Source organism: Polaribacter sp. KT25b (assembly GCF_900105145.1).
Taxonomy (GTDB): Bacteria; Bacteroidota; Bacteroidia; order Flavobacteriales; family Flavobacteriaceae; genus Polaribacter.
On sequence record NZ_LT629752.1, the window covers coordinates 1,277,231 to 1,290,044 of the forward strand.

Annotated in this window: 13 protein-coding genes; 10 read left to right on the plus strand and 3 right to left on the minus strand. The window is 28.3% G+C overall.

Translation table 11 applies throughout. The features are described 5' to 3' along the window. Window positions 1-3: 3 nt before the first annotated feature. Entirely contained in the window at window positions 4-1,215 is a 1,212-nt protein-coding gene (locus tag BLT70_RS05365) for an RsmB/NOP family class I SAM-dependent RNA methyltransferase (RefSeq protein ID WP_091892385.1), read from the minus strand. A gap of 373 nt (window positions 1,216-1,588) precedes the next feature. Here BLT70_RS05365 and BLT70_RS05370 point away from each other — a divergent pair, with 373 nt between their 5' ends. Then, on the plus strand, window positions 1,589-4,150 hold the full coding sequence (locus BLT70_RS05370; RefSeq protein WP_091892387.1) for a DUF559 domain-containing protein: 2,562 nt from the start codon (window positions 1,589-1,591) through the stop codon (window positions 4,148-4,150). A gap of 32 nt (window positions 4,151-4,182) precedes the next feature. On the opposite strand, the gene BLT70_RS05375 is transcribed toward BLT70_RS05370, so the two are convergent. Next, window positions 4,183-4,509, minus strand: a complete 327-nt coding sequence (locus tag BLT70_RS05375) for a multidrug efflux SMR transporter (RefSeq protein ID WP_091892389.1) — start codon at window positions 4,507-4,509, stop codon at window positions 4,183-4,185. A gap of 121 nt (window positions 4,510-4,630) precedes the next feature. Here BLT70_RS05375 and BLT70_RS05380 point away from each other — a divergent pair, with 121 nt between their 5' ends. The 7 genes from BLT70_RS05380 (at window position 4,631) to BLT70_RS05410 (ending at window position 10,261) form a co-directional block, all read left to right on the plus strand. Further along, the gene (locus BLT70_RS05380; RefSeq protein WP_091892391.1) at window positions 4,631-5,188 is read left to right on the plus strand and encodes an RNA polymerase sigma factor; all 558 of its coding nucleotides are present in this window, start codon (window positions 4,631-4,633) and stop codon (window positions 5,186-5,188) included. After that, on the plus strand, window positions 5,172-5,732 hold the full coding sequence (locus BLT70_RS05385; protein WP_091892393.1) for a hypothetical protein: 561 nt from the start codon (window positions 5,172-5,174) through the stop codon (window positions 5,730-5,732). The genes BLT70_RS05380 and BLT70_RS05385 overlap by 17 nt, the downstream gene beginning before the upstream one ends. After that, window positions 5,713-7,104 (plus strand): hypothetical protein, encoded by a 1,392-nt coding sequence (locus BLT70_RS05390; protein WP_091892395.1) that lies wholly within the window; start codon window positions 5,713-5,715, stop codon window positions 7,102-7,104. The genes BLT70_RS05385 and BLT70_RS05390 overlap by 20 nt, the downstream gene beginning before the upstream one ends. 101 nt (window positions 7,105-7,205) lie before the next feature. After that, window positions 7,206-8,684 carry a cysteine--tRNA ligase gene (cysS, locus tag BLT70_RS05395; protein WP_091892397.1) on the plus strand — a complete coding sequence of 493 codons (1,479 nt, stop codon included), beginning with the start codon at window positions 7,206-7,208 and terminating at the stop codon, window positions 8,682-8,684. A 101-nt stretch (window positions 8,685-8,785) separates the two neighbouring features. Further along, the gene (gene yidD, locus BLT70_RS05400; protein ID WP_091892399.1) at window positions 8,786-9,019 is read left to right on the plus strand and encodes a membrane protein insertion efficiency factor YidD; all 234 of its coding nucleotides are present in this window, start codon (window positions 8,786-8,788) and stop codon (window positions 9,017-9,019) included. A 94-nt stretch (window positions 9,020-9,113) separates the two neighbouring features. After that, on the plus strand, window positions 9,114-9,944 hold the full coding sequence (gene lgt, locus BLT70_RS05405; protein ID WP_091897433.1) for a prolipoprotein diacylglyceryl transferase: 831 nt from the start codon (window positions 9,114-9,116) through the stop codon (window positions 9,942-9,944). Between the two features lie 5 nt (window positions 9,945-9,949). Then, window positions 9,950-10,261: a DUF6787 family protein gene (locus BLT70_RS05410; RefSeq protein ID WP_091897436.1), complete on the plus strand. Its 312-nt coding sequence runs from the start codon at window positions 9,950-9,952 to the stop codon at window positions 10,259-10,261. On the opposite strand, the gene BLT70_RS05415 is transcribed toward BLT70_RS05410, so the two are convergent. After that, window positions 10,258-10,539 (minus strand): hypothetical protein, encoded by a 282-nt coding sequence (locus BLT70_RS05415; protein WP_091892401.1) that lies wholly within the window; start codon window positions 10,537-10,539, stop codon window positions 10,258-10,260. The two genes, BLT70_RS05410 and BLT70_RS05415, sit on opposite strands and share 4 nt — an antisense overlap. A gap of 93 nt (window positions 10,540-10,632) precedes the next feature. On the opposite strand from BLT70_RS05415, the gene BLT70_RS05420 reads away from it, so the two are divergent. Both BLT70_RS05420 and BLT70_RS05425 read left to right on the plus strand, forming a co-directional pair. Continuing rightward, the gene (locus BLT70_RS05420) at window positions 10,633-11,259 is read left to right on the plus strand and encodes a CoA pyrophosphatase (protein ID WP_091892403.1); all 627 of its coding nucleotides are present in this window, start codon (window positions 10,633-10,635) and stop codon (window positions 11,257-11,259) included. Window positions 11,260-11,317: 58 nt separating this feature from the next. Further along, on the plus strand, window positions 11,318-12,136 hold the full coding sequence (locus tag BLT70_RS05425; protein WP_091892405.1) for a 1-acyl-sn-glycerol-3-phosphate acyltransferase: 819 nt from the start codon (window positions 11,318-11,320) through the stop codon (window positions 12,134-12,136). Window positions 12,137-12,814: the final 678 nt, after the last annotated feature.

Here is a 12,814-nt window from a genome sequence, read left to right on the forward strand (position 1 = left end):
ATTTTATTTTTTTTCTAAAAGTGCCATGTAAAATCCGTCGAAACCAGAAATATGAGCTAACACTTTTTTATCGGACACAAATGTAAAATCTTTTCCGGATTCTGATGTTAAGAAATTCTTAACTTGTTCTTGATTTTCTGATGGTAAAATAGAACAAGTTGCATAAACCATTTTTCCACCTGGTTTAACCATTTTAGAATATTGTTGTAAAACATCTTGTTGTACTTTTTTAATATTTTCTATAAACTCAGGTTGTAATTTCCATTTAGAATCTGGATTTCTACGGATAACGCCCAAACCAGAACAAGGAGCATCAATTAAAACTCTGTCAGCCTTACCATGTAATTTTTTAATGGGCTTCGTAGAATCAATTACACGCATATCAATATTGTGTGCTTTGTTTCTTTTTGCTCTTACTTTTAATTTACGGAGTTTACTTTCGTAAATATCCATAGCTATAATTTGCCCTTTGTTTTCCATTAAAGCTGATAAATGCAATGTTTTACCACCTGCACCTGCGCACGTATCAACTACTTTCATACCGGGTTTTACATCTAAATAGGCAGCAACTAATTGCGATGAAGCATCTTGAACTTCAAATAAACCATTATGAAAAGCCTCTGTTTTAAATACATTTGCTCTTTCTGGTAAAACTAATGCATCTGGATGATTAGGTACAAGTTCTGTAATTACATCTTCTGCTTGTAATTTCTTTTGAAGCGCTTCTCTAGAAATATTTAAAGTATTTGTTCTTAAAATTACTTTTGCTTGCTCATTTAATGCAGCAATTTCTTTGGTCCAAACTTCTTCGCCTAATTCAGAAAGACACAATTCATCCATCCAATCAGGAATAGATTCTCTGTATTTTCTAGTTCTAGATAACTCAGCAAATCGACCTTTAATTCTTCTTTCTGGTACATCACCAATTTGATTCCAATCTGGTAATTTAATTCCTCTTAAAATACACCAAACAGAAAATAATCTCCAAATATTATCTCTATCATATGGCGCTTTAACTTCTGCAATTTCTGCATACAAACGGTTCCAACGAACAATGTCGTAGATGGTTTCTGCAACGAACTTACGATCTCTTGCTCCCCAACGTTTATCTCGTTTTAATGCTTTTTCTACAGCTTTGTCTGCATAAACTCCTTCATTAAATATATCTCTAATGCTGTCTATAACTGCAAAAGTTAAATTTCTATGTAATCTCATTATTTTTTTAGAATGGGGCGCTAAGGTACAAAATATGACTTATGAATAGGGAATTTTAGAATATTTTTAATAAAAGTGACCATTAAAATATGAAGTTAATAATTTATAAATAGTAAAAATTACTATTCTTTTTAATAGATACTATTAATTTGATAAAAAATTAGGATTTAATTTATTGAAATCAATATTTTGAGTAAGGTTTTTATTGATTTCTCTTTATGTATTTTTAAATAAAAATTAGTCTTTAAGTACTAATTCATTGTGAGTTAATTATACAAAAGTTAGATTTTAGCCACTATTTATGAATATTATGTAAAAATCTATTTATTTATTAGTTCATAATTCTGTATTTTCGTTATTCATATCTTTTATTTTGAACTTAAATTACCCAATTACATATATTAAAGGAGTAAGTGTGCAAAGAGCAGCGCTTTTGTACACAGAATTGGGTATCAAAACATGTAATGATTTACTCAACTTTTTTCCTTTTAGATATATTGATAAAACTGCTTTTTATGCTATAAAAGAGTTACAACCAAATTCATCTGAAGTGCAAATTGTAGGTAAAATTACGAGTATTAAATCTGTTGCACAAAAAAGAGGTAGTAGGTTGGTGGCAACTTTTCAAGATGCTACTGGATCGATGGAATTAGTTTGGTTTAAAGGTCAAAAATGGATTAAGGATGCGCTTAAACCAAACGAACCTTATGTAGTTTATGGCAAACTGAATCATTATAATGGTAGTTTTAGCATTCCGCATCCAGAAATGGAATTGGTTACAGAATATAAAAAAAAGTTACAAACTAAAATGCAACCCGTTTATCCATCAACAGAAAAATTAACAAACTCTGGCGTTTCTAATAAAATGATTAGAACGTATATTCAGAATTTATTACAGCAGTTTTTTGATGTAATTCAAGAAAGTTTATCCAAAGAAATTATTGATGATTTTAAGTTGATGCACAAAAGAGATGCCTATTTAAATGTACATTTTCCTAAAAGTCAAGAAAATTTAGCAAAAGCGGAATTCCGTTTAAAATTTGAAGAATTATTTTTTATTCAGTTACAATTATTGCGCAAAAAACTCATCAATAAAACCAAAATAAAAGGATTTATTTTTGAAAATGTAAGCGATTATTTTAATGAATTTTATACGCATCATTTACCTTTCGATTTAACAAATGCACAAAAAAGAGTACTTAGAGAAATTAGAAAAGATGTAGGTTCTGGCGCACATATGAATCGACTTTTACAAGGTGACGTTGGATCAGGAAAAACCATTGTTGCTCTATTAACCATGCTTTTAGCCATTGATAACGGATTTCAGGCAACAATTATGGCGCCAACAGAAATTTTGGCAACGCAGCATTATCATGCAATTTCAGAAATGTTGAAAGACATGGATTTAAATGTCGATTTATTAACAGGATCTGTAAGAGCAAAAAAGCGAAGAGAAATTCATGCAAATTTAGAAGACGGAACATTACATATTTTAATTGGTACACATGCTTTATTAGAAGATAAAGTACAATTTCAAAATTTAGGAATTGCAATTATCGATGAGCAACATCGATTTGGGGTAAAACAACGTTCACAATTGTGGAAAAAAGGAGGAAGGAGCCCATCTCAACAAGGAGATGAAATACGGAATCGTTACGAAACTGCTCGTCCATCAGTTTATAAATTGATGAAGGAATTGCAGAAAAACAGAAAGCAACAAACGACTCCAGCTGAACAAATTCTTTGGGAACAATTAAAAACGAAACAATTAGAATTTAAATTTAGGCGGCAACATATAGTTGATGAATTTATAGTTGATTTTATCTGTATTTCTAAATGTTTGATAATAGAAGTTGATGGAAAATATCATAATACAAAAGAACAACAAGAAGCAGATGATTTAAGAACCAACATTTTACAAGATTTAGGTTTTAAAGTGATAAGATTCACAAATGAAGAAGTTATAGGAAACATAGAAAATGTTCTAAATAAAATTTCGAAAGAATTAAAAGATGTACCACAAGAGGAAGAAAATAAGAGTAAGAATTCCCTCCCATCGGGAGGGTTAGGGTGGGCCTCTCTTCCTCCTCACATTTTAGTAATGACAGCAACGCCAATTCCAAGAACGTTGGCAATGTCTGTGTATGGCGATTTAGATATTTCTGTAATTGATGAATTACCTCCAGGAAGAAAGGAAATTAAAACTGTACATCGATTTGATAGTAATAGATTAGCTGTCTTTAAATTTATGAGAGATGAAATTGAAAAAGGCAGACAGGTTTATATTGTGTATCCATTAATAGAGGAATCTGAAGCAATGGATTATAAAGATTTAATGGATGGTTATGAAAGTGTATCTAGAGATTTTCCATCGCCAAAATATCAAATTAGTATTGTTCATGGAAAAATGAAACCTGCTGATAAAGAATTTGAAATGCAACGTTTTGTTAATGGAGAAACGCAAATTATGGTTGCTACAACTGTAATTGAAGTAGGTGTAAATGTGCCGAATGCAAGTGTAATGATTATAGAAAGTTCAGAACGTTTTGGTTTAAGTCAATTGCATCAATTAAGAGGAAGAGTTGGTAGAGGCGCAGACCAAAGTTATTGTATTTTATTGTCTAGTTATAAATTATCCGAAGAAGGAAAAACGCGTTTAAAAACTATGGTAGAAACTTCTGACGGATTTAAAATTGCAGAAGTAGATTTAAAATTGCGTGGGCCAGGAAACTTAATGGGAACGCAACAAAGTGGTGTTTTAAACCTTAAAATTGCTGATGTTGTTAAGGATTCTAAAATTTTAGTAAATGCTAGAAATACTGCAATTGCTGTTTTACAAGAAGACTCCAACTTATCGAAACCAGAAAACGCGAATATTAAAAAAACGTATGTAGAAGTTTCTAAAAACTCTAAAATTTGGAGTGAAATTAGTTAATTTTTCAATAATTTTTTCTGATGAAATTTCTTTTAATGGGAAACAATTTTTAATCCGATAATTGATATAATTAAAGTTGATATAAAAAAGAGTCTCCAAAAAGTAGCTGGTTCTTCAAAGATAAAAATCCCTAATAAAACTGTTCCTATTGCGCCAATTCCTGTCCAAACGGCATAAGCGGTTCCTATTGGTAGTTCTTCAGTTGCTTTTAAAAGTAAAACCATACTAATTGATAAGCAAATTAAAAAACCAACATACCAGTAAGTTGCTTCTGTACCAGTACTTTCTTTTGCTTTACCAAGACAGGTTGCAAAAGCAACTTCAAAAAGACCAGCAATAATTAATATAATCCAATTCATTTTTATGTATTCTAGTTCCTTTTTACCTTTCGTAAAAATTAATCTGTAAATTTAGAAATAAATATTCATCAATTTTGCAACACTTTAAAAAATCCATCGTCTATAGAGTAAGAAAGTTTTAATGAGATCAACCAAACAAATACATCAATCAGTTATTAATCAATGCAAAAAGAACAATGCAAAAGCGCAAATGCAGTTGTATAACTTGTATTGTAAAGCAATGTTTTTAGTTGCTTTTAGATATGTAAAAGACCGTTTTATGGCTGAAGATGTTATGCAAGATGCGTTTATAAAAGCATTTAAAAATATTCATAATTATAACAATGAAGTTGCTTTTGGTGCTTGGTTAAAAAGAATTGTTATTAACCAAAGTATTGATGAATTAAAGAAAAATAAATTAGAACTAGTTTCTATTAATGAAGAGGTAATTGTAAAATCTGTTGAAGATGATTGGAATATTGATTGTGATATTTCTATTGATAGAATTGTTGAGGTTATAAATGGTTTAAAAGAGAAGTATAGATTGGTTTTAACATTGTATTTGTTAGAAGGTTACGATCATAATGAAATTTCAAAAATTTTAAATATTACATCAAATACTTCTAGGACACATTTATTAAGAGGTAAAAACTTATTGAAAGAAGAGTTAAAAAATACGAGTTATGCAGCAAGATATTAGAAAATTATTAAAAGATTACAAAGCAGAAAATATAGAATTGCCCTTAAATCATTCTAGTAAGTTTCAAGATTTATTAGAGAAAGAAATGCATCAACATACATCAAAAAAGAAAAATTTTAAATGGTTGTCTGTTGTAGCTTCGGTTATGTTAATCATCTGTTTGGCAACTAAATTTTATCCAACAAAAAAAATTGATGCTCCTGTAAAAAATGAAAGTAAGGAAATTAGTTTAGGAAGTATTTCGCCAGAATTTGAAACTATAGAAACATATTATAATAATAGTATTAGTTTAAAAATTAGCGAATTAGAAATGACCGATCAAAATAAAGAAATTATTGACGGTTATTTACTTAAAATAGGAGAACTCACAAAAGAATACAAATCATTAACCAAAGAGCTCAATACAAATGGAGTTAATGATTCAATAATAGATGCATTAATTAGTAATTTGCAATTACGTTTACAGCTGTTAAAACGCTTACAAAAGCAATTAAAACGAGTTAAAAATTTAAACACAAAACAAAATGAATCACAAATATTATAAGAGTGTTATTACACTTTTTGCACTCTGTTTTTTAGGAACAACATTTGCGCAAAAGTTTGATAAAAAAATTACCGAAAATTTTAAAGTAAATAAAGATGTAGAGGTTGTAATTAACACATCAAATGCAGCAATTAATGTAACTACTTGGAAAAAAAATGAAGTTCAGGTTCAGGCATTTTTAGAAGTGGAAGGGTTATCTAAAGAAGCAGCAGAAAAGTATTTTAAAAACGAAAATTTCGAAGCTTTAGGTAATAGTGGTAAAGTAAAAATTAGTTTAGGAAATAATTCTTCTAATTTAAGAAATGATTTTTTAATTTTTAATGATATGGATTTTACGTTACCTGATATTCAAATGCCAGATTTTGATTCAATCGTATTACCTGAAGTTAATTTTGATTTTGATTTTGATTTCGATTTTGAAAACATTTTAGAAGATTTGGATGACTTAGATGAAAATATGGAAAAAAACGGCAAATATTCATTTGATTGGAATGATGGAGTTGAAAAAATTAGCATTAAATCTAAAAAAGAGTGGGAAGCTTTTAAGAAAAGTAAAAAATATCAAGAATTAAAAGATAAAATGTCTATTGAAAAAGAAAAATTAAGAAAGAATTTTGCCGAATCTAAAGAAAAAATGAAAATAGGTTTAGAAAAAGCAAAGCTTAAATATGAAAAAATTGATAAAGCAGAAATAAAAAGAAGTTTAGCTAAAGCCAAGAAACAAATTATGGAAATGAAGTTAAACCATAGTTCAAATTCAGGTAATATTACTTTCAATGGAAAGAAAATAATAATAAAAAAAAGGTTAGAAATTAAAGTTCCAGAAAATGCAACTTTCAATTTAAATACACGCCATTGTAAAGTGAAATTACCAAATACAAAAGCTTTTGGTAAAGTAAGTTATGGTAATTTTAATGCCAATAATTTAAATGGAGGTAAACTAACTATAGATTATTCTAAAGTTTTGATAAACAATTTAAACAAAAGTAATTTGTTTTTAAATAATGTAACTGATGCTAAAATTACATCAGTTACAAATACAACATTATCTAACAATTCATCTTCCTTAAAAATTATGAATGTAAATGAAAATGTAAAGATTATAGATAGATTTGGCGAATTAACAATTGAAAATATAAAACCAAAATACGAAACTTTTAAATTGACTTTAGATAATTCTGAGGCAAAACTAAACTTATCTGTTGCTAATAGTAAACTTAAATTAAGCGCAAGTAATATAATTATTCCAGAAAAGACGACAACGAATAAAAAAGTATCAATATTTAATGGTTTTGTAAATACAATTGATAATGATACGTTTATTATTGAAGGAAAAAACAGTAAATTAACTATAATAAGAGATATTTTATAAGTAAAAACCTACATTTAAATTTACCAAACTTCTAACAAATTCCATTTCGCTATTCTTTTTAAAGTGCCTATCTTTATCGGCTGTAAATTGTAACTTTTTTAATGGAACTCTACAAAGAAAATAAACTTAAAGTATACAATTCTCTTAGCAAACAAAAAGAGGATTTTAAAACCATAACAGACGGATATGTAGGTATGTACGTTTGTGGACCAACTGTATATAGTAACGCACATTTAGGAAATGTAAGAACTTTTATGTTTTTTGATGTTGTGTATCGTTATCTATTACATTTAGGCTACAAAGTGCGTTATGTTCGTAATATTACAGATGCTGGGCATTTAGAAAATGATGCTGATGAAGGTGAAGATAAAATTGCTCTAAAAGCACGTTTAGAACAAATTGAACCGATGGAAGTTGTACAACGTTACACAGTAGACTTTCATGATGTGTTAAAAAACTATAATTTTTTACCACCAAGTATAGAACCAACTGCAACAGGGCATATTGTTGAGCAGATAGAAATGATTAAAGAAATCATTGATAAAGGTTTTGGATATGAAGTAAATGGTTCTGTTTATTTTGATGTGCATGAGTACAATAAAAAAGAAAATTATGGAATTCTCTCTGGAAGAAAAGTAGAAGATTTATTAAATAATACAAGAACTTTAGACGGGCAATCTGATAAGAAAAATCCACAAGATTTTGCACTTTGGAAAAAAGCGGATGAAAAGCACATTATGCGTTGGCCTTCTCCTTGGAGCGATGGTTTTCCTGGTTGGCATTTAGAATGTTCTGTAATGAGTACTAAATATTTAGGTGAAAGTTTTGATATTCATGGTGGAGGTATGGATTTAAAATTTCCACATCACGAATGTGAAATTGCACAATCTAAAACTTGCTCTGGTGTAAAACCTGTAAACTATTGGATGCATACAAATATGCTTTCTTTAAACGGACAAAGAATGTCTAAATCGACAGGTAATTTTATTTTACCAAATGAAATTTTATCAGGAGAAAATAACGTTTTACCAAAAGCATTTTCTGCAAGTGTAGTTCGTTTTTTTAACATGCAAGCCAATTATAGAAGCATTTTAGATTTTTCTGGAGAAGCTTTAGAAGCATCAGAAAAAGGACATGCTAAATTAATGGAAGCTATTAATTTCTTAGATAAAATAGAAGCTGCAAAAACATCTACTTTTGATGTGCAAAAATGGAAAACAGCTTGTTATGCAGCAATGAATGACGATTTTAATACGCCAATGTTAATTGCACATTTGTTTGATGCTGTAAAAGTTATCAATCAAATTAAAGAACAAAAAGCAAGTTTAACTGCGGATGATTTATCAGAATTAAAAACGACAATAAATGCTTTTGTTTTTGATGTTTTAGGTTTAATGAATGAAAACTCTCAAGATAATTCAGAAAAAATTAAAGGTGTTGTTGAGTTACTTATCAAGTTAAGAAAAGAAGCAAGAGAAAATAAAGATTGGGCATTATCAGACCAAATTAGAGACGAATTAATTGCGTTAGGCATTCAATTAAAAGATGGAAAAGAGGGCACAACCTTTTCAATTAATTAATAGGTAATTACGAATTGTAAATTATGAATTATCAGTTATTGAGAATAATTGTCATTTAGACAAAAGTAGAAATTTCATAATTTAAATCGTAAAATTTAGTAATGAAAAAAATATTGTCATTTCCATTTATATTATTAGTTCGTTTTTATCAAGCGGCAATATCACCATATACACCATCAACTTGTAGATACAGTCCAACGTGTTCGCATTACACAATAGAGGCACTACAAAAACATGGTTTATTTTCTGGTGGATGGTTAGCTTTGAAAAGAATTTTTAGTTGTCATCCGTGGGGCGGAAGTGGTTATGATCCTGTGCCGGAGAAATTAGAATAATAGTAAGGTTATTACGAGGAAAAATAACGAAGTAATTTTTTTTAATAAATATTGCTTCTTTACATTCGCAATGACAAAAAATAAAATAAAAAATATGAGTTTTTTAGCAATAGAATGGAATCCATCATTAGGTATTGACCTTGGGTTTTTTGTTGTACGTTGGTACAGTTTAATGTTTGTAACAGCGTTTTTGTTGGGTTTACATCTAATGAAAAAGATATATATAAAAGATGAAATTCCTGTAGAAAAGCTAGATACTTTATTTATGTATACGTTTATTTCTATGTTAATAGGTATGCGTTTAGGCGATGTTTTCTTTTATAGTTGGGATTATTATCAAAACCATTTACTAGAAATAATTATACCATTTAAACAAGTTAACGGGACTTGGAAGTTTACTGGTTTTACTGGATTTGCAAGTCATGGAGCAGCAATTTCTATCATTATAACTATGTATTTTTATGCTAAAAAACATTTAAATAAACCTTGGTTATTTATTTTAGATAGATTGGCAATTATGGTTGCTTTAGCAGGATTTTTTATTAGAATGGGAAATTTCTTTAACTCAGAAATTTATGGAAAAGAAACAGGTTCTAATTTTGGTGTTATTTTTAAAGCAAACGGAGAGGATTTTGCAAGACATCCAACGCAATTATATGAAGCATTTAGTTATTTAGCTTTATTTTTTGTGCTTTGGTATTTGTATTGGAAAACTGATAAAAAACAACAAATAGGTTATTTATTTGGGTTGTTTATGGTTGTTTTATGGTCTTTACGTTTTGTAATTGAATTTTTAAAAGTAGAACAAACTGAGGGTAGAGAAGATGCTTTTTTTAATCTGTTAAATACAGGTCAAGTTTTAAGTATTCCTTTAATTTTAATTGGACTTTGGTTGATGTTCAAAAAAACAAAAAAAGCAGCATAGGTTTGATAGAAAAATTAAAACAACGTTGGAATATTGAGAGTAACTGGTCTATTATTGCCATTTTATTGGTTTTTTCTATAAATGGCTCTTTTGCGGCTTGGGTAGCAAAACCGATTACTAGTTTCTTTGGTTTATCTTTAGAAACAGTTTCACCATTTATTTTTTGGCCATTAAGAATATTATTAATATTTCCAATTTATCAATTGACTTTGCCAATTGTAGGTTGGTTATTTGGGCAATTTAGATTCTTTTGGGCTTTCGAAAAAAAGTTTTTAAGTAGATTAGGTTTAGGTTTTTTGTTTAAAGAAAGTAACTAAACATCAATAATAGTTTCTTCTTGATTATTTTTATCTTCTTTATTGATTAGGTAGGTGTAAACCCACATAATTGTAAAAGTAGGAATTACATCTATACCTGGTATAATTTCTTCTAAAAAACTGATAACACCAGCAATTTTACCTTTGTTACCTTTGTACATTTTAGACATTATATAACCAGAAATTGGCGCCCAAACTACATCAACAGGAATAATTGTAATAAAACCAATTGCATCTAAAACAATACTTAAAATTAATTTTTTATATTTTTTATTCATTTATTTTATTTGCATATTATAAATCAAAATTCTTGCCAAAAAATATTGTTTTGTAGTAGAAAATTATAAGTTTGTTAAAAGTAATAATTCAAAATGAATTTTAAAAACTTCACTCAAAAAATTGAAGAGTTAAAAAGAAAGGAATTAGGCGGATTAGAAGCTCAATTTAAATTGGCACCAAAACTACGTTTACGATACGATAAAGATAAAATAGCAGCGAAAAAACCTAGAAAAGCAGCTGTTTTGGTTTTATTTTATCCTAATGAAGAAAATGAAACCTGTTTTTTATTAACACAAAGAGCCAGTTATAAAGGTACACATTCTGCACAAATTAGTTTTCCAGGTGGTAAAATAGAAAAAACTGATAAAAATTTAGAGCAAACAGCTTTAAGAGAAACCCTAGAAGAAGTTGGTGTTTTGCCTTCATCCGTAGAAATTATTAGAGAATTAACAGACGTTTATATTCCGCCTAGTAACTTTTTGGCAACTCCGTTTTTAGGTTTTGTTTCAGAAAGGCCTAAATTTATTTTAAATCATGAAGTAGCTGTAGAAATAGAAGCTTTGGTAAGTGATTTATTAGATGATGCAACTTTAAGTTCTGTTATTTTAGATACTTCTTACATGAAAAAAATAGAAGTACCTTGTTTTAAAATTAACAACCATATTGTTTGGGGAGCAACAGGTATGATGCTTTCTGAAATTAAAGAACTCTTAAAATAGTAAGTTCTTAAATAGTTTTGTAATTTTGTTAAGTTAACCAAGTATAAAAACATTGCAAATGCCCTTATTTAAAAGGAATCCTTTTGGTCATTATTTATTTTTAAAGAAATGGCTTATTCGTATTTTAGGAATTGTTTCTCACGGTAGATATCGTAAATTTAATGATCTTCATATTGAAGGATCAGAAATAATAAGAAACTTACCAGATAAAAATGTACTATTTATTTCTAATCATCAAACATATTTTGCAGATGTAGCAGCCATGTTTCACGTATTTAATGCAGCTTTAAAAGGTAGAGATGATACTATTAAGAATATTGGTTATATTTGGGATCCTAAATTAAATGTTTATTTTGTTGCAGCTGGTGAAACGATGAGAGCTGGTTTACTACCAAAAATATTTGCGTATGCTGGTTCTGTTTCTATTGATAGAACTTGGAGAAGTAAAGGTAAAGATATAAATAGACGCGTAAAAAATTCTGATATTTCTAATATTGGTAAAGCAATAAAAGATGGTTGGGTTATTACTTTTCCGCAGGGAACAACAACTCCTTTTAAACCAATTAGGAGAGGAACTGCACATATTATTAAAACTTTTAAACCAGTTGTGGTACCTATTGTTATTGATGGTTTTAGACGCTCTTTTGATAAAAAAGGTTTACGTATTAAACGGAAAAATGTGTTACAAACTATGGTTATTAAAGAACCTTTAGAAATTGATTATGAAAATGAAGAAGTAGCAGATATTATTACAAAAATTGAGTACGCTATAGAACAACATCCTTCTTTTTTAAAAGTATTATCTGTAAAAGAGCTAGAAGAGCTTCAAAATGAAGAAGAGGAATTAAATGAACAACGAAAATTCTGGAGATCTTAATTTTCTTATTATAAACTTAAAAAGCATCCATTTATTAAATAAATGGATGCTTTTTTTTTTGCTTAGTCAATGTTTTTAAGCAGTTAATTTAACAAACACAAATCGGATAGAAAAATCCGAGGGGGGTTAGTAAGTAAGCTCGAACTCGCGATAAATTATTAATGGTGTTTTATTTAGAGGTATTTCATTCAGTTACTAAAAAATCAATTATTTTAATTAAGTAGCAAAAGTGATATCAAATAAATAAATCCTAATAATAAAATGATTGGTATGGATATTGAAATTAATGGGTTTTTTTGAATAATTTAAAACTCTAAATAATTAGTCCAATTATCATAAAAGGTTAACTATTTATCAGAATAAATATTAGAAAAGTAAGAAATAGATATTTTGGATTATCCAACATAAATGTTGAACAAAAAAAAATTAAGGGCCAAATTAAAATAATCTATAATGTAGAATAATTTAAAATTTTAATTGTCCAAGGTAAGTCGTAAGTCAGATATGTTAAATATTATTGGTATGTTTTATTTTCCATTTCGTAAATATTTTAAAAACGAACTGATTGAATTTTTAAGTATATTAATTAAAAAATATAACAACACAAAAGGTTTAAAATTAAAATATTAATTAGTGTTTTCTGTTAGAAGTCAGCCATTAAATACAATTATAACAGTT

Excerpts from the sequence above, each read along its gene's own strand:
- BLT70_RS05365 (WP_091892385.1), bottom strand. The coding sequence starts at position 1,215 with ATGAGATTACATAGAAATTTAACTTTTGCAGTTATAGACAGCATTAGA.
- BLT70_RS05375 (WP_091892389.1), bottom strand. The coding sequence starts at position 4,509 with ATGAATTGGATTATATTAATTATTGCTGGTCTTTTTGAAGTTGCTTTT.
- BLT70_RS05380 (WP_091892391.1), top strand. The coding sequence starts at position 4,631 with ATGAGATCAACCAAACAAATACATCAATCAGTTATTAATCAATGCAAA.
- BLT70_RS05385 (WP_091892393.1), top strand. The coding sequence starts at position 5,172 with ATGCAGCAAGATATTAGAAAATTATTAAAAGATTACAAAGCAGAAAAT.
- BLT70_RS05390 (WP_091892395.1), top strand. The coding sequence starts at position 5,713 with ATGAATCACAAATATTATAAGAGTGTTATTACACTTTTTGCACTCTGT.
- cysS (WP_091892397.1), top strand. The coding sequence starts at position 7,206 with ATGGAACTCTACAAAGAAAATAAACTTAAAGTATACAATTCTCTTAGC.
- yidD (WP_091892399.1), top strand. The coding sequence starts at position 8,786 with ATGAAAAAAATATTGTCATTTCCATTTATATTATTAGTTCGTTTTTAT.
- lgt (WP_091897433.1), top strand. The coding sequence starts at position 9,114 with ATGAGTTTTTTAGCAATAGAATGGAATCCATCATTAGGTATTGACCTT.
- BLT70_RS05415 (WP_091892401.1), bottom strand. The coding sequence starts at position 10,539 with ATGAATAAAAAATATAAAAAATTAATTTTAAGTATTGTTTTAGATGCA.
- BLT70_RS05420 (WP_091892403.1), top strand. The coding sequence starts at position 10,633 with ATGAATTTTAAAAACTTCACTCAAAAAATTGAAGAGTTAAAAAGAAAG.
- BLT70_RS05425 (WP_091892405.1), top strand. The coding sequence starts at position 11,318 with ATGCCCTTATTTAAAAGGAATCCTTTTGGTCATTATTTATTTTTAAAG.